This window comes from Amycolatopsis sp. MEPSY49, assembly GCF_051337345.1.
In the GTDB taxonomy this organism is placed as follows: domain Bacteria; phylum Actinomycetota; class Actinomycetes; order Mycobacteriales; family Pseudonocardiaceae; genus Amycolatopsis.
Genome location: NZ_JBDLYJ010000001.1, coordinates 845,185 through 865,011, shown reverse-complemented (window position 1 = coordinate 865,011; position 19,827 = coordinate 845,185). Strand labels below are relative to the sequence as shown.

The following is a 19,827-nucleotide window of genomic DNA, read 5'->3' as shown; positions in this document are numbered from 1 at the left end:
TCAGGCCCCGCCCGACGTGGTTCTGACCACTTCGGACAGGGCCTGAAGTCTGCATGCCTAGCAAGCGTCCGGCAGCTGGAGGATCTCCGTGAGCACTTGCGCGCCTTCCCCGCGGCGGCGCCACAACCAGCGCTCCGGTTCGAGGATGTTCTCCTCGGTGCCGGGCATCCGGGTCGCCTCGACGTCGTCTTCGGCGTTGAGCCGGACCACGTCCACCACGTCGTCGTGCACCCGCACACCGACGACGGCGAGGACCTCACCGCGCTCGTCGGCGGGGTGGACGAACTGGTAGCCGCGGGCCACCAGCGCCTGCAGTCCGGTTTCGATGTCGAAGACGGGGGCGACGGCCTCAGCCGAGGACATCGTCGAACTCACCGTCCTTGGCCCCGGCCAGGAAGGCCGCCATTTCCGCGCGCGTGTAGACGAGCGCCGGACCGGTCGGGAAGCGCGAGTTGCGCATCGCGATCTCACCGGTGGTCAGCGGCGCCACCTCGACGCAGTTGCCGACGGCCCCGCTGTAGCTCGCCTTGCGCCACTCGGCACCGGACAGCCGGTCGGCCGGGATGCCGTTCTCGAATCGCTCAGCCATGGTCCCACCTCTCGATGTGGAAAAGCTTCCAGGGCGTTGCATCTGCATGTGCATTTGCCCGCGTATCGGAGGCTAGCACGTGTGCCTGCAGCGGTAAATGCACGTGCAGAATTTCTTGCAAAGTTCTCGGACGGTAAAGAATCACCAGGTCACGGTTAACCTATCGGGTGATAGATAGCGCCTCTAATGGGTTAGCTGCTACTGGGGGTTACCGCTCAGTGGGGACACGTCCGCACCGGCGGGGTGGTTCACCGGGACCGGTTCCGGGACTCAGATCTCCGCGCGCCGCTTCGCGAGCAGAGAGCGGCTGCGCTCCGGCGTCTCCGCGTCGACGGCCAGCATGTCCAGCGCCCGGCTGTACTTCTCGATCTCTTCGCGCTTTTCGATGTAGTGCGCGCCGGTCAGGTACTCGACGTACGCGATGTTCGGCAGCTCCGGTTCGCCGAACCGCAGCAGCGAAAACGCGTGCTCGGCCGAAAGCCCGCTCCGCGAATACGGCAGGACCTGCACGGACACGTGGGGCAGCGCGCTCATCTCCAGCAGGTACTCGATCTGCTGCTTGAGCACCTTCATCCCGCCGATCGGGCGGTGCAGCACCGACTCGTCGAGCACCATCCACACGCGGGGCGCGTCCGGCCTGCTGAACATCTTCTGCCGCCGCATCCGCAGCGCGACCAGCTGGTCGACGCGCTCGTCGGCCATCTCCGGGCGGCCGTGGCTGAAGATCGCTCGCGCGTACGGCTCGATCTGGAGCAGGCCCGACACGTACAGCGGCTCCCAGATCTGGATTCGAGCCGCGGCTTCTTCGAGGCCGACGAGGTCGGTGAACCAGTTCGGCATCGTGTCGCCGAAGCGGCGCCACCAGCCGGGCTCGTTCGACTGCTTGACCATGTCGAGGAACGTCTGGCGCTCGGTCGCGTCCTCGACGCCGTACATCGTGAGCAGGTCGGTGACGTCGCGTTCCTTGAACCCGACGCGGCCCAGTTCGAGGCGGCTGATCTTGGACTCGGACCCGCGGATGTTGTAACCGGCCTGCTGACGGGTGATGCCGGCCTCTTCACGGAGACGGCGGAGCTGCGAGCCCAGGATCATGCGGCGCGCCGTGGGGCCGATGTTCTGTTCACCTGCGGACGCGTTCACCGCGTTCATTCCCGGCCCTTCCGCGCTCACGTCACCAGGGGGTTCTAGCCCGACTACCGAAAGTACACGTTGGGCCGTCCTGCGCAAAGAGGTGACCCGGTTTACCGCATGCGTGTGGAGTCCTACTCTACGTAGAGTACGAGACTTTCGACACAGAACTTGCGAGGTTCAAGATGCCCGACGCCGCGACCCGGACCGAACGAGTTCCCGTGGGGGTCGACCCGACCCGAGCGAGCATCGCGCGCGTGTACGACGCCTTCCTGCTCGGGAAGGACAACTACGAAATCGACCGCGAGGTCCTGCACAAGGTGCAGCAGGCCGCACCGGAGGCGCAGGACCTCGCGTTCGAGAACCGCGGGTTCCTCATCCGCGCGTGCCGCTTCCTCGCGAGCCAGACCGGCATCACCCAGTACCTCGACCTCGGCTCCGGCCTGCCGACGGCGGAGAACACCCACCAGGTCGTGCAGCGGATCCACCCCGAGGCCACGGTCGTCTACGTCGACAACGACCCCGTGGTCCTGGCCCACGGCCGGGCGCTGCTCGAGGAGAACGAGCACACGCACTTCGTCGCCGAAGACATCTTCGAGCCGCAGCGCATCCTCGAGAACGAGATCATCCGGGAGCACATCGACTTCACGCAGCCGCTCGTGCTGCTGCAGATGGGCACGCTGCACCACTTCAAGGGCGACGCCGACCGGCCGAAGGAAATCATGAAGGAGTACGTCGACGCGCTGCCGTCCGGCTCCTTCGTCGGGCTCAGCCACTTCTTCGACCCCGAGAACGAGGACTCCGCGACCGCGCGCCGCATGGAGGACTTCTTCGTGCACAGCCCGATGGGCTCCGGCACGTTCCGGACGCAGAAGGAGATCGAGGAGCTCTTCCCCGGCCTCGAACTTGTTGACCCCGGCGTGACGCTGTGCGCCGACTGGTGGCCGGACGGCCCGCGGCTCAAGGAGCTCAACGTCGCGCAGCGGACGATCGCGGGCGGCGTCGGCCGCAAGCCGTAGCGCGGCCCGTCAAAGCCGGACGATCGGCAGCCAGTGGGACAGGTCGGCCCGGGTGCCCGACGCGGACACCCGGCCGTCCGCCACGGCCGTGGTCCAGTCCAGCCGGCCGGTGGCCAGTTCGAGCCACGTGCGCGGGTCGGTCTCGACCACGTTCGGCGGGGTGCCGCGGGTGTGCCGCGGTCCCTCCACGCACTGCACCGCCGCGAACGGCGGCACGCGGACTTCGACCGTGCGGCCCGGCACGTCGGCCGCGAGCGCGCGCAGGCTGAGGCGGACCGCCGCGGCCAGTTCCGGCCGCGCGGGATCGGGCGCGTCGCCCTGCAGCCACGGGGAAATCGCCAGCACCGCCGCACGTAACTGTCCGGGGTCGACCGAACGCGAAGAGGCCATGGGCAAACAGTAGAGTGGCGCACCAAGACTTTTCAGAGACACCCGAGAACGCAGGGATGGCGATGGCGCAGCGGGACGAGGCAGATCGGATGGTTTCGCAGCAGCCCACCGGAAGCGGGGCCGATCGCCCCGGCAAGCACAGCAAGCCCAACCGCGCCGCGCGCCGGGGCGGGCAGCAGGCCCGGCGCTCCGGCAAGCACGGCACACCCGAGATCACCGCGGAGATGCGCGCGAACGCCCGCGCCAACCCCAACAGCTGGCTGTACGTCATCGACGAGGCCTTCGACCCGAACGGCCCGGTGCCGTCGTGGGCGGTCGTCGGCGCCTACCCGGTGAACGGCGCCGGCGACGTCGTCGCGGACTTCCACCCGAACGACCGCTACCGCCCCTCGCCCAAGGCGCTCGGCTTCCCGGAGCCGACGAACGACCTCGAGCAGCTGCTGCAGCTCGTCCGCACCGAGCACCGGCCGGCGTCGGACCTGCCGAAGGTCGTCCTCGACGCGACGCTGTTCGTCTACGCGATGTCGCCGGTGCAGCGCACGGTGATCGGCTTCCACAACACCGACGGCCGGGTGATGGTGCCCGCGTACACGCGCAAGGCGCTGGTGCCGCGCGAGTGGCCGCACGCGCGCGCGGTGCTCGGCCGCGACATCGTCAGCCTGCTCGGCGGTCACCCCGTCGCGGTGAACCCGCACGACCTGATCACCGCCGTCGTGCCGGCCGAGCACCTGCTGAAGGCGCTGGCCGACGAACAGCGCTGACCTGCGGGTTTAACCCCATCGAGTGACCATCCGAGTCGCCGATCGCGCGACTCGGGTGCATCGTGAGGCTGGACAAGTCTGACGAGACCGATGGGGAGCATGAGGGTGAAACGTTCGCTGCTGCCCTTCGCCGTCGCCGCCCTGCTCGTCGCCGGGCAGGCGCCGGCGACGGCCGACGACATCTACGAAGGCGCCGAAGACCACTTCGCCGGTTCGCAGATCGCCAAGGTCGAAGGCGTCGACGCGGCGCCCGGCGTGCTCTACGGCGGTGACGACGAGCAGCTCGGCCACGACGTCAGCGGGCACCAGGGCCCGGTCGACTGGCCCGGCGCGGCGCGGACGGGCGCGAAGTTCGTCTACGTCAAGGCGACCGAGGGCACCGGGTTCGTCAACCCGCAGTTCGCCCAGCAGTACAACGGTTCCTACAACGCGGGCCTGATCCGCGGCGCCTACCACTTCGCCCGGCCGGACATCTCCGACGGCGCGTCGCAGGCCCGCTACTTCCTCGCCCACGGCGGCGGCTGGTCGGCCGACGGGAAAACGCTGCCCGGCGCGCTCGACGCGGAGTACAACCCGTACGGCGAAACCTGCTACGGCAAGGACGCGGCCGGGATGGCCCGCTGGATCAGCGACTTCTCCGAGACCTACCGCGCGGCCACCGGGCGCTACCCGACGATCTACACGTCGACGAGCTGGTGGAAGCGCTGCACCGCGAACAACGCCGGCTTCGGCGCCAACCCGCTGTGGATCGCCCGCTACAACACCTTCATCGGCGAGCTGCCCGCTTCCTGGAGCATCCACACGATCTGGCAGTTCGCCGACCGCGGCAGCCTGCCCGGCGACCAGAACTGGTTCAACGGCTCGGCGGACCGGCTGCGCGCCCTCGCGCTCGGCTGACCGCCCGGCTCACGAATTATAGGTGTTAACCGGTCACCGGTTGACGACCGTCTTCCCGGGAAAATCACCCACGCGTATACCCAATTTCACGGAACTGAGTGACAAACGCCACTTCGTCCCCAACAATCGTGCACGGGCGGCTACCTGCAGTAAGCCGCCCTCAGCGAGGGTATCTGTGAAGGGATTCAACGATGTCCACTTCCCGAAGAAGGCGGCTGTTCGCCGCCCTGGTCGTCCCGGCCACGCTGCTCCTGCTCGGCAGCACGGCCCAGGCGACGACCTTCTCCCCCGAGGTCGACCCCGTGGCCGCGATCAACGCGGACATCGCGCAACACAACCACGAACTGGGGTCGCAGATCCGGCGCGTCGAAGGCGACAAGTCGACCCCGGACACGCAGCAGGCGGCGCAGCAGCCGCAGCCCGGCCAGGCCATCCCCGGCCAGGTGCTGGCCACCGTGGCCGGCATGGACGTCGCCAGCTACCAGGGCAACGTCGACTGGGCGAACTGGTGGAACCAGGGCAAGCGGTTCGTCTGGACCAAAGCCACGGAGAGCACCAGCTACACCAACCCGTACTTCGCGCAGCAGTACAACGGCTCCTACAACCAGGGCTTCATCCGGGGCGCCTACCACTTCGCCACGCCGAACACCTCGAGCGGCGCGGCGCAGGCCCGGTACTTCGTCGCCCACGGCGGCGGCTGGTCGAAGGACGGCAAGACGCTGCCCGGCGCGCTGGACATGGAGTACAACCCGTACGGCGCGACCTGCTACGGGCTGAGCAAGGCCGGGATGACGTCGTGGATCCTCGACTTCCACGACACCTACCACTCCCTCACCGGCCGCTACCCGGTGATCTACACGTCGACGAGCTGGTGGAGCAGCTGCGTGAGCGGTGACTTCTCCAGCACGGCCCCGCTGTGGGTCGCGCGGTACGCGTCGTCGGTCGGCACACTGCCCTACAACTGGGGCTTCTACACCGTTTGGCAGTACACCTCGAGCCCGCTCGACCAGGACACCTTCAACGGTGCCTACGACCGGCTCCAAGCCCTCGCCAACGGCTGACCCGCACCCCGGCTCCCGGATCGTGACGATGACAACCGGGGCTCCGCCCCGGGCCGGGGGCTCCGCCACCCGGAACCCCCGAAACGCAGTTTCGCCTCGTCGCGACCGGGAGCCGGTTTCATGCCGTACCGTCCGAGCTTGCAGAATGCTGCTCACCACGTCCTGGGGGAACCGCACGGGCCTTGCGGACGTCGGAAGCGCACGAACACCCAGCGCCCGGAAGGCATGAAAGATGACTTACCCGCCTCAGCCGGGCCAGCCCGGCCAGCCCGACCCGTACGGCCAGCAGCCCCAGTCCGGTGGCTTCCAGCAGCCGTACCCGCAGCAGGGTGGGTGGGACCCCAACCAGCAGCAACAGCCGTACCCGACGCAGCAGTACCCGCAGGGCTTCGACCCGAGCCAGCAGCAGGGCTACCCGTCGGGCGGGTTCCCGCAGAGCCCGCAGCCGCAGTGGGGCGACCCCAACGCCCAGCAGCAGGGCTGGGCCGACCCGAACGCGCAGCAGCAGTCGGCGTGGGCGGACCCGAACGCGCAGCAGTACGGCCAGCAGGCCTGGGACCCGAGCCAGGGCGGCCAGATGTCGGGCTGGGACCAGTCCGGCGGCTACGGCCAGGGCTTCGGCGGGCCGCCGGCGCCACCGAAGCAGAGCAAGACCGGGATGTGGATCGCCATCGGCGCCACCGTGGTGGTCGTGCTGGCCGCCCTGGGGATCACCGGCTTCGTCGCGCCCGGGTTCTTCCTGTCGAAGGACGACAACACCGTCGCGGCCCCGCCGTCGTCGAGCACGTCGGCCAAGCCGACGGCGCCGAAGTCCACCACGAAGAAGACCCCGACGACGACCAGCAAGCCGCCGTCCTCCGGTGGCGGCGCGGACGCCAAGGTCGTGCTGCAGGGCTTCATCGACAAGCTGAACGCGGGCGACACCCCCGGTGCGCTCGCGCTGGGCTGCTCGGACTCGAAGGACCTGCTCGACTCGTGGCTCAAGACGTTCCTCAAGCCGCCGCTGCAGCTGACGCTCGGCGAGGTGCCGGACGACGAGTTCCTCGTCGAGGGCCAGGTCACCGGGACGTCCGCGGGCAAGAACGTCAAGGGCACGCTGAGCGCGACGAACTTCGACGACAAGGGTTTCTGCGTCAGCACGATGCTGGTTTCCTGACAGGTGAAGCTGTGGCGATCACCGCTGGCGTGGACGTTCCTCGCGTCGGTGGTCCTGCTGGCGGGCGTCGGCGGCTGGTTGCTGACCGACCCCGCCACCAGCCGCAGCGAGGCGCTGAAGACGGGCGGCCTCGCGGGCGGCGCGATCGTGGCGCTGTACGCGCTGTGGCTGAACGACCGGCGCCGCCGCGTCGAGGAACGGCGCCAGGACATCGAGCGGCGCCGGCACGAACTGGAGTCGCAGCGCGCGGAGCAGGACCGCGAGCGGGTGGCCGACGAGCGGTTCGCGAAGGCCGTCGAGCTGCTGGGGCATGACGCCGATCAGGTGCGCGTCGGGGCGCTGCACGCGTTGGCGGGGCTGGCGCGGAGCCGGCCGGAGTACACGCAGACGGTGCTGGACGTGCTGTGTTCGTACCTGCGGCGGCCGTTCACGCGACCCGACCCGGATTCCAAGAACCCGGAACCGGAGCGCGAGCTGACCGTCCGGCTCACGGCGCAGCGCCTGGTCACGGACTTGCTGCCCGCGCGCGACGCCGAAGGCCCGGTGTACGACCTGGACCTGACCGGCGCGACGCTCGAGTACTTCGACCTTTCGGGCAAGCTGGTCGGCGGCCTGCTGCTGCGGTACGCGTCGCTGTACAGCAGCACCAACTTCAGCGGCTGCCGGTTCACGGGCCGCGTGTACCTCACCGCCGCGGGCACCGGCTCGGGCCGGCTGCTGGGGTACTTTCGTTGCCGCGGCGCGGTCTTCGAAAGCCACGCCTGGTTCAGCGGAACGACTTTCGCCGAAGACGCGGAGTTCACGGACACCAAGTTCGGCGGGAAGACGACGTTCAAGGACGCGACGTTCGCGAAGGACGCGGTGTTTTCGGGCGTGGTCGCGGCCGACTCGCTGGACCTGCGGCGAACTTCCTTCGGCGGGCAGACGGATCTGCGGTTCGCGTCGCTGCCGGCGTCGGTTTCCCTGTACAACACCAGGATCCGGACGGAGAAGGACGTGCAGCTGCCGGCGGAGTGGACGCTGGAGGAACTGCGCGACGGCGAGTCCCGGATCACCGCGGCGAGCGGGTGAAGCGCGTCTCCCCCGACCGGAGGGACCGGTCGTCTACTGTGGACTGACCGCGATGGCCGCGGCGATGCCGTCCAGGATCAGGTTCAGGCCGAACTCGAAGTCGTGGTCGGCCGGGTTTCCCGGCGGTGGCTCGAACGCGCTGACCGCGAACAGGGCGGCCGCGTCCGGGAAGCGGGCCGGGTCGACCAGCTCCGCCAGCGCCCGGCCGTAGTCGCGCTCGACCTCCGCCTGGTCTGCCGCCGCGTACTGGCGGGCCAGCACGACCGCGTTGCGCACGTGCCCGCTGATCATGCTCAGCACGCCCGCCTGCGTCCCCAGGGCCAGGCCTGTGTCGCGGAGCGCGCGCAGCAGCGCGTCCATCCAGCTCACGGCGTTCGGGCCGCGTGGGGGGCCGGCCGCCGGCACGTCGACGAGCCACGGGTGTTCGGCGCACCGCGCCCGCATCGCGGCCGCCCACCGGCGCACGCCGTCGCGCCACCCGGTGTCCTCGCCGAACTCGGGGGCGGGGCCGGTGGCGTGGTCGGCCATCAGCTCGAACAGCTCGTTCTTCGAGCCGACGTGCCGGTACAGCGCCATCTTCGTGAAGCCGAGGCTCTGCGCCACCTTCTGCAGCGTCACCCCGTCCAGCCCCTCGCGGTCGGCCAGGTCGACGGCGGCGGCCACCACCCGGTCGACGTCGAGCTCGGCCGGGCGGCCGAGGCGCGGGGACGGGGCGCGCCGCCACAGCCGGCGCAAGTCGGCAGGCAGCTCCCGATCACCCATGGCGGGACTTCCTCCACTTAGTGTACAACGGATAGTATCTACTAGATATTAACTACTGACCTGGGGAAACGCATGACCGGACAGTTCGCCGCGGCGAGAACGCGCGTCCACGACGTCGACGCCCTGCGGGGCTTCGCGCTCCTGGGCATCTTCATCGTCAACATCACCTTCATGGCCTCCGGCTACCCCGGCAGCCTCGTCACCGACCCGGCGTTCTCCTCGACCTTCGACGACGTCGTCCGCGGGCTGTCGTCGGTCTTCGTCGACATGAAGTTCTACCTCCTGTTCTCGTTCCTGTTCGGCTACAGCTTCACGCTGCAGATCCAGGCGGCGGCCCGCGCGGGCGCGGCGTTCGCCCCGCGCCTGCTGCGCCGGATCGCCGGCCTGTTCGCGCTGGGCGTGCTGCACATCGTGCTCCTCTACGGCGGCGACATCCTCACCACCTACGCCGTGGTCTGCCTGGTCCTGTTCTGGATGCGCGGAGTCCGCGACCGGACGGCCCTGCGCGTCGCCGCGATCGTGTACGGCGCCGTCCTGGTCAGCGCGCTGGTGAGCGGGCTGTTCCTGGACCGGTCGGCGTTCGTGCCGTCCGGCGCCGAAGCGCTGGCGAACGGCGAACGGGCGACGAACGCCCTGCTCGGCGGCTGGGGCGACGTCATCGGCGAACACCTCGCGGGGCTCCCGCTGCTGGTCGCGCAGTCCGTCTCGCTGCAGGGGCCGGCCGGGCTCGCGATGTTCCTGCTGGGGATGGTCGCCGGGCGCCGCCGGCTGTTCGGCTCGGTGCGCGGGGACGAGCCGGTCCTGCGCCGGATCCAGTGGATCGGGTTCCCGATCGGGATCGCGGGTGGCGTGGCCTACACCCTCGGCGGCGGGAACGGCAACACCCTGGCCGTCGCCGCGAGCATCGCCACCGCCCCGCTGCTGACCGCGGCCTACGTCGCGACGCTGCTTCGCGTGCTGCACCACCCGCGCACGTCGTTCGTCCGGACCGCGCTGGCGCCGGCCGGGCGCATCGCGCTCACCAACTACCTCGCGCAGGCCCTGTTCGGCCTGCTGGTGTTCACCGGCGTCGGGCTCGGCCTCGCCGGCACGTTCTCGCCGCTCGCGACGACCGGGCTGGCCGTGCTGTTCTTCGCCGTCCAGCTCGCGGCGAGCGCGTGGTGGTTGCGCGGGCACCGGTACGGGCCCGCCGAATGGCTCCTGCGCTGGATCACCAACGCCCGGCGGCCGGCCTGGCGCGTGGCATGACTCCGTGGGGGCCTTCGCCGCGAAGGCCCCCACGAACGCTCAGTCGAACAGGGCCGGGAGCGTGGACTCCCACGCCGTGCGCAGCTCGTCGAGCGTGAACTCCGTGATGCCCTGCAGCTCCAGCGTTCCCGACTCCGGGTCCACCACGCCGGTCTTGCGCCACGGCAGGCCGCGGGCCGTGCACATCTCGGTGAAGCGCAGCTCCTCCGTGCGCGGGACCGCTACCAGCACGCGGCCCGACGACTCCGAGAACAGCTGGACGAACGGGTCCTGGTCCGCGTCCAGGAAGACCCGGGCGCCGCACTGTCCGATGAGGACGGTCTCGACCAGCGTCTGGATCAGGCCGCCGTCGGACAGGTCGTGCGCCGCCGAGATCATGCCGTCGCGGGAACCCGCCACCAGGATCTCGCCCAGCAGCTTCTCGCGCGCCAGGTCCACGCGCGGGGGAACACCGCCGAGGTGGCCGTGGAGCTCGCGGGCCCACGCCGAACCGTCCAGCTCGTCGTGCGTTTCGCCCAGCAGCAGCAGGGTTTCGCCCGCCTCCGCGCCGATGCCGGTCGGGATGCGGCGGGTCACGTCGTCGATCACGCCGAGGACGCCGATCACCGGCGTCGGGAGGATCGCCGTCGAGCCCGTCTGGTTGAAGAAGCTCACGTTGCCGCCCGTCACCGGGATGCCCAGCTCGACGCAGCCGTCGGCGAGGCCGTGCACCGCCTGCTCGAACTGCCACATCACGCCCGGGTCCGTCGGCGCGCCGAAGTTCAGGCAGTCCGACACCGCCACCGGCGTCGCGCCGCCCGTCGCCACGTTGCGGTACGCCTCCGCGAGCGCCAGCTGCGCGCCGCGGTACGGGTCGAGGTAGACGAACTTGCTGTTGCAGTCCGTCGCGACCGAAACACCGCGGCCGGACGACTCGTCGATCCGGATCATGCCCGAGTCCGACGGCTGCGACAGCACGGAATTCCCGCGCACGTACCGGTCGTACTGCGACGTCACCCATTCCTTCGACGCCTGGTTGGGCGACGCGATCAACCGCAGCACGTCCGCGCGCAGTTCGTCCGGAGTGGACGGACGCGGCAGCTTCGCGGAAGTGTCCGCGATCAGGGCGTCCTGAAAGGACGGACGCTCGATCGGCCGGTCGTACACCGGGCCCTGGTGGGCGACCGTGTGCGCCGGGACGTCGACGACGACCTCGTCGTGCCACGTGATGACCAGGTGCTCGCCGTCGGTGACCTCGCCGATGTCGGTGGCGATGACGTCCCACTTGCGGCAGACCGCCATGAACGCCTCGACGTTCTCCGGCGAGACGACCGCGCACATGCGCTCCTGCGACTCGCTGGAGAGCACCTCGGCGGGCGTCATCCCGGTGGCGCGCAACGGAACCCGGTCGAGGTAGATGTGCATGCCGCCGTCGCCGGCCGCGGCCAGCTCCGACGTCGCGCAGGACAGCCCGGCGCCGCCGAGGTCCTGGATGCCGACGACCAGCTTCTGCGCGAACAGCTCGAGGCAGCACTCGATGAGCACCTTCTCGGTGAACGGGTCGCCGACCTGGACGCTCGGGAGCTTCTTGCGGCCGGACGCCGACTCGTCACCCGAAAAGGTGTCACTCGCGAGGACGGAAACGCCGCCGATGCCGTCGAGGCCGGTGCGGGCGCCGAACAGGATGATCTTGTTGCCGGTGCCGGACGCGAAGGCCAGGTGCAGGTCCTCGACGCGCATCGCGCCGACGCACAGCGCGTTGACCAGCGGGTTGCCCGAGTAGGACGGGTCGAACACGAGCTCGCCGCCGATGTTCGGCAGGCCGAGGCAGTTGCCGTAGCCGCCGACGCCGGCGACGACACCGGGCAGCACGCGCTTGGTGTCGGGAGCGTCGGCCGGGCCGAAGCGCAGCGCGTCGGAGACCGCCAGCGGCCGCGCGCCCATGGCCATGATGTCGCGGACGATGCCGCCGACGCCGGTCGCGGCGCCCTGGTACGGCTCCACATAGGACGGGTGGTTGTGGCTCTCCACCTTGAAGGTGACCGCCCAGCCCTCGCCGATGTCGACGACGCCCGCGTTCTCCCCGATGCCGGCCAGCATCTTGGCCTTCATCTCGTCGGTGGCGGTCTCCCCGAAGTACCGCAGGTGCTTCTTGGAGGACTTGTAGGAGCAGTGCTCGCTCCACATCACCGAGTACATGGCCAGCTCGGCGTCGGTGGGCCGGCGGCCGAGGATTTCCCGGATGCGGGCGTACTCGTCGTCGGCGAGGCCCAATTCGCGGTACGGCTGGGTGTGCTCCGGGGTCGCCCCGGCGCGCTCGGTGGTGTCAACGGTGCTGGTCACGGTGTCCGTGTCAGGGTTCGCCACGGCCGCCAGGATACGGGGCCCACCCGGGCGCCCCGGACGGTGGGCCGCCGAAAATCGGTCGCCTTCCGCTGGTCGGCGGCTTACCGTCGGGAATCGTGCTTTCCGCCACATATCCCTTTCCGCCGCTGCGGCTGCCCGCGCGGCCGAGCGCGAGCCGCTTCCTGCTCGCCGTGTTCCGGGCCCGGCTCGCCACGGTGCTGGGCGCCGCCGCGCTCGGTGTCGTGTGGGCGCTGCCCGGTGCGCTGATGCCGCTGGTGATCGGCCAGGGCATCGGCGCCGTGAGCGCGCACGACGGCGCCGGCGTCTGGCGCTGGGCGCTGGCCGCCGCCCTGCTCGGGGTGGTGCAGACGCTGACCGGGACCTGGCTGCACTTCCTCAACTACGGCCTGTGGCTGCACGGCGCGGGCTCGACCCAGCGGGCCGTCTCGGCGCACACCACCCGCGTCGGCGCCGGCCTGCGCGAGCAGACGACCACCGGCAACCTCGTCGCGATCAGCACGACCGACATCAACCACGTCGGCAACACCGTCGAGGTGACCGGCCGGGCGTTCGGCTCGCTGCTGGCGTTCGTCGTGGTGGCCGTGTGGCTGATCTCGACGTCGCCGCTGCTCGGCGTGGTCGCGCTGGTCGGCGTGCCGGTCGCGGTGCTGGGCATCGGGCCGCTGCTGGCGCCGCTGCAGAAGCGCAAGGCGAAGCAGCGCGAGAAGCGCGGCGACGTCAACGCGCTCGGCGCGGACATCGTGTCCGGCCTGCGGATCCTGCGCGGCATCGGCGGCGAGCGGCGGTTCTTCGCCCGCTTCCGCGAAACGAGCCAGCGGGTCCGGCGGGCCGGCATCGAGGTCGGCAAGGCCGAGTCGTGGCTGGCCGCGGCCGAGATCGCGCTGCCCGGCCTGGTCACCGTGGCGATCACCTGGCTGGGCGCGCGGCTGGCCGTGTCCGGGGAGATCGGCGTCGGGCAGCTCGTGGCGTTCTACGGCATTTCGACGTTCCTCATCTGGCCGGTCACGGCGGCCACCGAGGCGGTCGGCTCGATCACGTCGGGCCTGGTCGCGGCGCGGAAGGTGGTGGCGCTGCTGGCGATCCACCCGAAGCTGGCGGACCCGGAGTCGCCGGTCCGGCTGCCCGAAGGGCCGCTCGAACTGGTCGACACCGAGTCCGGCGTGCGCGTCGCGGCCGGGCGGCTGACGGTCGTCGACTTCGGCGCCGACGGCGAAGCGGTGGCCGACCGGCTGGCGCGGTTCGCCGACCCGGCCGAAGGCGAAGAAGTGCTGGTCAACGGGGTCCGGGCGGACCACGTCGCGCTCACGGAGCTGCGGCGGCGGATCGTCTACGCGCACAACCAGGACATCTGGTTCTCGGGCGTGCTGCGCGAGCAGCTGGCACCGGCGCGGCCGGGCGGCGTCGGGATCACCGAAGCGCTGTACGCGGCCGACGCCGACGACATCGTCGACGCACTGCCCAACGGAGTCGACGAGGTGATCGGCGAACGCGGGCGCGAGGTGTCCGGCGGCCAGCGGCAACGGCTGAACCTGGCCCGGGCACTGGCGGCGGACGCCGACGTGCTGGTGCTGGACGAGCCGACGTCCGCGGTCGACGCGCACACGGAGGCACGCATCACCGGGCGCGTCGCGGCGCTGCGCCGCGGCAAGACGACGGTGGTGTTCAGCCAGAGTCCACTGTGGACACATGTGGCCGACGAGGTTTTCACGGCGAAGGTAGTGACGGTATGAAACGGCTCCCCACGGCGTCCCGGCGGGACGTCCGGCGCTGGGCGCTGAAGACGGCGGCGATCCACAAACGCGAGTTCGGGCTGCTGCTCGGCGCGCTGTGCGTGGCGACGCTGATCGGACTGGCCGGGCCGCAGCTGCTCGGCACGCTGGTCGACGACGTCGCGGCCGGCACGACGACAGGCCACGTCGACGTGCTGGCGGCGGTGTTCGTCGGGATCCTGGTGCTGCAGGCGGTGGCGCGGAAGGTCGCGCGGATGCGCGGCGCGGTGTTCGGCGAGCTGGTGCTGGCCGAGACGCGCGAGGAGTTCGTCGGGACGGCGCTGCAGCTGCCGCTGGGCACGGTCGAGGCGGCGGGCACCGGCGACCTGCTCAGCCGCGCCACCACCGACCTCGGCCGGATCGACCACGCGGCGCGGTTCGCGGCGCCGGAGATCCTGATCGCGGCGGTGACCGTGGTGTTCACGGTCGTCGCGATGGTGCTGACGTCGCCGCTGCTCTCGCTGGGCCTGCTGGTCGCGGTGCCGCTGCTGGTGAGCGTCAACGTCTGGTACCAGCGGCGGATCCCGTCGGTGATGCAGTGGATGCTCGACCGCTGGGCGGACCTGACCACCAGCGTCCACGAGACGGCGGAGGGCGCGCGCACGGTCGAGGCGCTCGGCCTCACCGAGCGCCGCGTCGACGCGGCGCACGACGCGCTGAACCAGAGCATCCTCGGCGAGCGGCGGATGCGGGCGCTGCAGCTGCGGTGGCTGCCGTCGCTGGAGATCAGCTACGTGCTGCCGCTGGCGGTCATGCTGCCGCTCGGGCTGCTCGCGTACACGCGCGGCTGGGCCGGGCTCGGCGAGATCACCACGATGCTGCTGTACGTCCAGGCGATGTCGGCGCCGCTGAACGAGGCGCTGTTCTGGCTGGAGGACCTGCAGGTCGCGGCGGCCGCGGCGCGGCGGATCCGGGGCGTCCACTCGGTGTCTCTCGAAGAGTCGCCGAAGGTGACGGAGGTGCCGCGCGGGCGTGACATCGACGTCCACGGCGTCCGGTTCGCGTACACGGCCGACCGCGAGGTGCTGCACGGCATCGACCTGCGGGTACCGCGCGGCGAGCGGCTGGCGATCGTCGGCCCGTCCGGCGCGGGCAAGTCGACGCTCGGCCGGCTGCTGGCGGGCATCGCGGCGCCGTCGTCGGGGTCGGTGCGAATCGGCGGCCAGGACGTCTCGACGCTGGCCGACGACGTCCTGCGCGGCGAGGTCCTGCTGCTGACCCAGGAGCACCACGTGTTCTCGGGGACGCTGCGGCAGAACCTGGCGCTGCCGGCCCGCCGCGAGGGCGGCGACTGGACGGACGACGAGCTGCTGGCGGCGCTGGCCTCGGCGGGGGCGTCCGACTGGGCTTCTTCCTTGCCGGACGGACTCGACACGAAGCTGGGCTCGGGCGAGCACCCGGTACCGGCGGCGATCGCGCAGCAGCTGGCGCTGGCCCGCGTGGTGCTGGCGGACCCCCACACGCTGGTGCTGGACGAGGCGACGTCGCTGCTGGACACGGGCTCGGCGCGGGACCTGGAGCGGTCGCTGAACAGCGTGCTCGCCGGGCGCACCGTGATCGCGATCGCCCACCGCCTGCACACGGCGGCGGCGGCCGACCGGGTCGCGGTGGTCGAGGACGGCCGGATCACGGAGCTGGGCCCGCACGCATCGCTGCTGGCGGCGGGCGGCTCGTACGCCCGTTTGGTGGCGGCGGCTTCGTAGTCCGGAATGTCCGGAGTGCTCGGCTGGTTGCTCCCCGAGTAGGCCTACTTGGGGAGTGCCATGTCGTTTGTGATGACCGCGGCCGAGCGTGAAAAGTTCCTGAGCGGAGTGCACGTGGGAGTGCTGGCGGTGGAGCGCGCCGGCCGGGCGCCGCTGGCGGTCCCGGTCTGGTACGACTACTCGCCGGGGGGCGAGGTCCTGATCTGGATGGAGCGCGACACGGTCAAGGACCGCGCGATCACCGCGGCCGGCCGGTTGAGCTTGGCGGTGCAGGACGAGAACCCGCCGTACAAGTACGTGACGGTGGAGGGACCGGTCGTGGCGAACGACAAACCCCCGACGCGCGAGCAGGCGTTGCGGATCGCGGGGCGGTATTGGCCTGAGGAGCAGGCGAGGGCTTACGTCGACTCGGCGCTCGGGGAGCGGTCGGTGCTCGTGCGGGTGCGGCCCGAGAAGTGGTTGTCGAACGACCAGAGCAAGAGCTGAAAACCGGCTGCGTCCGGAGCGCACCGCCGGGCAGCATGGCCGGATGCCGGACTTGTGGTGGGACGACGTCAGGGATCTCTTCGACCCCGAGATGATGGGCGCGCTGCCGGACGTGACCGTGGCGAACACCTCGGTCGAGGACTGGCAGGCCGTGTTCGACCTCGTCAGGTCGGCGGGATGGTCTTGGGAGTACTCGGCAGGCCCGCTGCCGTCCGCGGCGGAAGTGCTGGCCCGTCCGGCCGACGCGGACTCGACCGACCTGCGGGTCTGGCCGGCCCCGGGTGTCCTGGCGATCTTCCGGCCGACGTGCGCCGGGCGGATCGACTTCGACGTCGACCTTCGTGAGCTGCAGGGCCAGGCGGGCGTAGACACCCTGTGCGGCTTCCTGAGCGCGATCGGCCGCCGGCTGGCCAAGCCCGTCGTCATGACCGCCGAAGGCGACTACGGATACCCGGTGCTCGGGTTCGATCCCGGCGCGGACCGCGTCGTGCTGCTGGTGGAACCGCGGGACCGCTGACCGCGTCCGGGGCTGTGGACAACTCGCGTCCGCAGCCCCGGATTTGTCGGTGGTCGCCGGTAGAATGGTGACCGGGGGGCCGAGGCCCGCCCTCAGGCCTTGACCAGCGCGTCCACCGCGCTGAAGAACATGCCCAGCCCGTCGTCCGACGGCCCCGTCAGCGCATCGATCGCGTGCTCCGGGTGCGGCATCAACCCGACGACCCGCCCGTTCTCCGACCGGATCCCGGCGATGTCGTTGCGCGACCCGTTCGGGTTGCCGCCGACGTACCGGAACACCACGCGGCCCTCGCCCTCCAGCTCGTCCAAAGTGGACTGCTCGGCCACGTAGCACCCGTCGATGTTCTTCATCGGGATGAGGATCTCGGCGCCCGCGTCGTACCGGGTCGTCCACGCCGTGTCGGTGTTCTCCACCCGCAGCCACTGGTCGCGGCAGATGAAGTGCAGGCCCTGGTTGCGGATCATCGCGCCCGGCAGGAGCCCGGCCTCGCACAGGATCTGGAACCCGTTGCAGATGCCGAGCACCGGCATGCCCGCGCGCGCCGCCTCGATCACCGGTGTCATCACCGGCGCGAACCGGGCGATCACGCCCGCGCGCAGGTAGTCGCCGTAGGAAAAGCCGCCGGGGACGACCACCGCGTCGACGTCGTGCAGGTTCTCGTCCGCGTGCCACAGCGGCACCGCCTCCGCGCCGGCGTACGTGACCGCGCGCGCCGCGTCGCCGTCGTCGAGCGTGCCCGGGAACGTGATGACCCCGATGCGCGCGCTCACGCGTCCACCCGCGTGATCGTCCACTGCTCGATGACCGGGTTCGCGAGGAAGCCCTCGGCGATCTTCTCGAGCGTCGCGTCGTCGACCGTGTCGTCGACCTCGAGCTCGAAGTGCTTGCCCTGGCGGATCTCCTTGATCCCGGTGAAGCCGAGGCGACCGGCGGCGCCGAGCGCGGCCTGCCCCTGCGGGTCGAGGATTTCGGGCTTCGGCATGACGTCGACGACGACTCGGGCCACGGCAGGCTGCTCCTTATTCACGCAGGTCGTGGGTACCCCGCGAGCATAGTTCACCCAGTTCCGCGGCCCGCGAGGACCTAGACTGGCCGTACGCGCCGACCTGCGCCATGATGAGTCGTTGACATCGCGCCAACAGCTGTGGAGGCACCGTGGACTCCTACGACTACGTGATCGTCGGCGCCGGGAGCGCCGGGTGCGTGCTGGCGAACCGGCTGACCGAAGATCCGTCCGCCCAGGTCCTGCTGCTCGAAGCGGGCGCGGAGGACACCGCCGACGAAATCCACATCCCGGCCGCGTTCCCCGGCCTGTTCAAGACCAAGTGGGACTGGAACTACGAGACGGTCGAGCAGAAGCACACCGGCAAGACGGCCTACTGGCCGCGCGGCAAGGTGCTCGGCGGCTGCTCGTCGATCAACGCGATGATCTACATCCGCGGCAACCGCGCCGACTACGACGGCTGGCGCGATTCCCATGGCGCCGAAGGCTGGGGCTGGGACGACGTCCTCCCGTACTTCAAGCGCGCCGAGGGCAACCAGCGGCTCGACGGGCCCCTGCACGGCACCGACGGCCCGCTCCACGTCGAGGACCGCCGCTTCACCCACGAACTGTCGACGGCGTGGGTCGACTCCGCCGTCGCGTGGGGGCTCAAGCGCACCGACGACTTCAACGGCGAGAGCCAGGAAGGCGCCGGCGTCTACCAGGTCACCTGCAAGAAGGGCCGCCGCTGGTCGACCGCCGACGCGTACCTGCGGCCCGCTATGGAGCGGCCGAACCTCACGGTCAAGACGTGCGCGCCGGCGACCCGCGTCGTCTTCGAGGGCACGCGCGCGGTCGGCGTGTCCTATTTGGACAACGGCGTCGAGACGACCGCGCGCGCGTCGGCCGAGGTCATCTTGAGCGGTGGCGCGGTGAACTCGCCGCAGCTGCTGATGGTGAGCGGTGTCGGGCCGGCCGAGCACCTGCGCGAGCACGGCATCGACGTCGTCGCCGCGCTGCCCGGCGTCGGCGAGAACCTGCACGACCACCCGGCGTGCGGGATCATCTGGTCGACGCGCGGCACCACCGATCTGGTCGACGCGGCCACGCCGGGCGGACTCGTCCGCTACCAGCTGACGAAGCGCGGGCCGCTGGCGTCGAACATCGGCGAGGCGGGCGCGTTCTTCCCGACGACGGACGGCCTGCCGGCGCCGGACATGCAGATCCACGTCGCGCCGACGCTGTTCTACGACAACGGCATGCGTGAGCCGACGGTCCCCGGGTTCACGTCGGCGGCGACGCTGGTGGACGTCGCGAGCCGCGGCCGGCTGCGGCTGAAGTCGGCGAATCCCTTGTGGAAGCCGGAAATCGACCCGGCGTACTACGCGGAATCGGTGGACATGGACAAGATGATCGCCGGGTTGCGCGCGTTGATCGAAATCGGTCGTTCTGGCCCGTTGAAGCGGTTCCTGGACCAGCCATTCCTGCCCGCGCGGCACGATTTGAGCGATTCCGAGCTGGCCGAGCACATCCGGGAGAACACGCAGACGCTTTATCACCCGGTCGGGACTTGCTCGATCGGTTCGGTGGTCGATCCGCAGCTGCGGGTTCAGGGGGTTGAGGGGCTGCGGGTGGTCGATGCGTCGGTGATGCCGGTTGTGCCGCGCGGGAACACGAACGCGCCGACGATCATGGTGGCGGAGAAGGCGGCCGATCTCATTCGGGGTCGCTGAGGCGGTGTCCGGACGTCATGAATGAGTCATTCATGACGCCAGACGACGTGAATGACTCATTCATGACATCGCGGCCGATCCGGTCGCCCGCACTTCATGAACGGGTCGTTCACCTCGTCAGACGACATGAACGACCCTTTCATGGCATCGCCGCGACGCCGGGCAGACCGCGCGGCCACGACTTTGCCGGAGCCCTGACGCCAGACGAC

General features: G+C 70.5%; 20 protein-coding genes. 12 read left to right on the top strand and 8 right to left on the bottom strand.

Annotated elements, in window-relative coordinates; genetic code table 11:
* Positions 1–57 precede the first annotated feature (57 nt).
* From ABFJ78_RS04270 to ABFJ78_RS04260, 3 genes are all read right to left on the bottom strand, one after another.
* The gene (locus tag ABFJ78_RS04270; protein ID WP_436384333.1) at positions 58–363 is read right to left on the bottom strand and encodes a hypothetical protein; all 306 of its coding nucleotides are present in this window, start codon (positions 361–363) and stop codon (positions 58–60) included.
* Positions 350–589: a DUF397 domain-containing protein gene (locus ABFJ78_RS04265; protein ID WP_360468969.1), complete on the bottom strand. Its 240-nt coding sequence runs from the start codon at positions 587–589 to the stop codon at positions 350–352. Before ABFJ78_RS04265 ends, ABFJ78_RS04270 begins: the two co-directional genes overlap by 14 nt.
* A gap of 270 nt (positions 590–859) precedes the next feature.
* Positions 860–1,738, bottom strand: a complete 879-nt coding sequence (locus tag ABFJ78_RS04260; RefSeq protein ID WP_436384331.1) for a helix-turn-helix domain-containing protein — start codon at positions 1,736–1,738, stop codon at positions 860–862.
* Between the two features lie 200 nt (positions 1,739–1,938).
* Here ABFJ78_RS04260 and ABFJ78_RS04255 point away from each other — a divergent pair, with 200 nt between their 5' ends.
* A complete protein-coding gene (locus ABFJ78_RS04255; protein WP_436384330.1) occupies positions 1,939–2,736 on the top strand; it encodes an SAM-dependent methyltransferase in 798 nt (265 codons plus the stop codon).
* A gap of 9 nt (positions 2,737–2,745) precedes the next feature.
* Here the strand turns inward: ABFJ78_RS04255 and ABFJ78_RS04250 are convergent, their stop codons facing one another.
* Entirely contained in the window at positions 2,746–3,126 is a 381-nt protein-coding gene (locus ABFJ78_RS04250; RefSeq protein WP_436384329.1) for a sterol carrier family protein, read from the bottom strand.
* Positions 3,127–3,182: 56 nt separating this feature from the next.
* Here ABFJ78_RS04250 and ABFJ78_RS04245 point away from each other — a divergent pair, with 56 nt between their 5' ends.
* From ABFJ78_RS04245 to ABFJ78_RS04225, 5 genes are all read left to right on the top strand, one after another.
* Positions 3,183–3,887 (top strand): type VII secretion system-associated protein, encoded by a 705-nt coding sequence (locus tag ABFJ78_RS04245; RefSeq protein ID WP_436384328.1) that lies wholly within the window; start codon positions 3,183–3,185, stop codon positions 3,885–3,887.
* Positions 3,888–3,986: 99 nt separating this feature from the next.
* Positions 3,987–4,784, top strand: coding sequence for a lysozyme (locus ABFJ78_RS04240; RefSeq protein ID WP_436384327.1), 798 nt, complete (start codon positions 3,987–3,989; stop codon positions 4,782–4,784).
* Positions 4,785–4,975: 191 nt separating this feature from the next.
* On the top strand, positions 4,976–5,845 hold the full coding sequence (locus ABFJ78_RS04235; protein WP_436384326.1) for a lysozyme: 870 nt from the start codon (positions 4,976–4,978) through the stop codon (positions 5,843–5,845).
* A 232-nt stretch (positions 5,846–6,077) separates the two neighbouring features.
* The gene (locus tag ABFJ78_RS04230) at positions 6,078–7,001 is read left to right on the top strand and encodes a hypothetical protein (protein ID WP_436384325.1); all 924 of its coding nucleotides are present in this window, start codon (positions 6,078–6,080) and stop codon (positions 6,999–7,001) included.
* A gap of 3 nt (positions 7,002–7,004) precedes the next feature.
* The gene (locus ABFJ78_RS04225) at positions 7,005–8,072 is read left to right on the top strand and encodes a pentapeptide repeat-containing protein (protein WP_436384324.1); all 1,068 of its coding nucleotides are present in this window, start codon (positions 7,005–7,007) and stop codon (positions 8,070–8,072) included.
* 33 nt (positions 8,073–8,105) lie between these two features.
* Here the strand turns inward: ABFJ78_RS04225 and ABFJ78_RS04220 are convergent, their stop codons facing one another.
* Entirely contained in the window at positions 8,106–8,834 is a 729-nt protein-coding gene (locus ABFJ78_RS04220) for a TetR/AcrR family transcriptional regulator (RefSeq protein ID WP_436384323.1), read from the bottom strand.
* 72 nt (positions 8,835–8,906) lie between these two features.
* Here ABFJ78_RS04220 and ABFJ78_RS04215 point away from each other — a divergent pair, with 72 nt between their 5' ends.
* Complete coding sequence (locus tag ABFJ78_RS04215) at positions 8,907–10,082, top strand: DUF418 domain-containing protein (protein ID WP_436384322.1); 1,176 nt, start codon at positions 8,907–8,909, stop codon at positions 10,080–10,082.
* A 39-nt stretch (positions 10,083–10,121) separates the two neighbouring features.
* Here the strand turns inward: ABFJ78_RS04215 and purL are convergent, their stop codons facing one another.
* On the bottom strand, positions 10,122–12,428 hold the full coding sequence (purL, locus tag ABFJ78_RS04210) for a phosphoribosylformylglycinamidine synthase subunit PurL (RefSeq protein ID WP_436384321.1): 2,307 nt from the start codon (positions 12,426–12,428) through the stop codon (positions 10,122–10,124).
* A 95-nt stretch (positions 12,429–12,523) separates the two neighbouring features.
* Between purL and ABFJ78_RS04205 the strand changes: the two genes are divergently transcribed.
* Genes ABFJ78_RS04205 through ABFJ78_RS04190 form a run of 4 tightly spaced genes read left to right on the top strand, consistent with a single transcriptional unit; the run spans position 12,524 to position 16,903 of the window.
* Positions 12,524–14,158, top strand: coding sequence for an ABC transporter transmembrane domain-containing protein (locus ABFJ78_RS04205; RefSeq protein ID WP_436384320.1), 1,635 nt, complete (start codon positions 12,524–12,526; stop codon positions 14,156–14,158).
* The gene (locus ABFJ78_RS04200) at positions 14,155–15,900 is read left to right on the top strand and encodes an ABC transporter ATP-binding protein (RefSeq protein ID WP_436384318.1); all 1,746 of its coding nucleotides are present in this window, start codon (positions 14,155–14,157) and stop codon (positions 15,898–15,900) included. The genes ABFJ78_RS04205 and ABFJ78_RS04200 overlap by 4 nt, the downstream gene beginning before the upstream one ends.
* Before the next feature lie 60 nt (positions 15,901–15,960).
* Positions 15,961–16,386 (top strand): pyridoxamine 5'-phosphate oxidase, encoded by a 426-nt coding sequence (locus tag ABFJ78_RS04195; protein ID WP_436384317.1) that lies wholly within the window; start codon positions 15,961–15,963, stop codon positions 16,384–16,386.
* Positions 16,387–16,429: 43 nt separating this feature from the next.
* The gene (locus tag ABFJ78_RS04190) at positions 16,430–16,903 is read left to right on the top strand and encodes a hypothetical protein (RefSeq protein WP_436384316.1); all 474 of its coding nucleotides are present in this window, start codon (positions 16,430–16,432) and stop codon (positions 16,901–16,903) included.
* Positions 16,904–16,995: 92 nt separating this feature from the next.
* Here the strand turns inward: ABFJ78_RS04190 and purQ are convergent, their stop codons facing one another.
* Together purQ and purS are read right to left on the bottom strand one after the other, a co-directional pair.
* Positions 16,996–17,673 carry a phosphoribosylformylglycinamidine synthase subunit PurQ gene (gene purQ / locus ABFJ78_RS04185; RefSeq protein ID WP_436384315.1) on the bottom strand — a complete coding sequence of 226 codons (678 nt, stop codon included), beginning with the start codon at positions 17,671–17,673 and terminating at the stop codon, positions 16,996–16,998.
* The gene (purS, locus tag ABFJ78_RS04180; RefSeq protein WP_372667250.1) at positions 17,670–17,909 is read right to left on the bottom strand and encodes a phosphoribosylformylglycinamidine synthase subunit PurS; all 240 of its coding nucleotides are present in this window, start codon (positions 17,907–17,909) and stop codon (positions 17,670–17,672) included. The genes purQ and purS overlap by 4 nt, the downstream gene beginning before the upstream one ends.
* A gap of 149 nt (positions 17,910–18,058) precedes the next feature.
* On the opposite strand from purS, the gene ABFJ78_RS04175 reads away from it, so the two are divergent.
* A complete protein-coding gene (locus tag ABFJ78_RS04175; RefSeq protein ID WP_436384312.1) occupies positions 18,059–19,618 on the top strand; it encodes a GMC family oxidoreductase in 1,560 nt (519 codons plus the stop codon).
* The last annotated feature ends 209 nt before the right edge of the window (positions 19,619–19,827 follow it).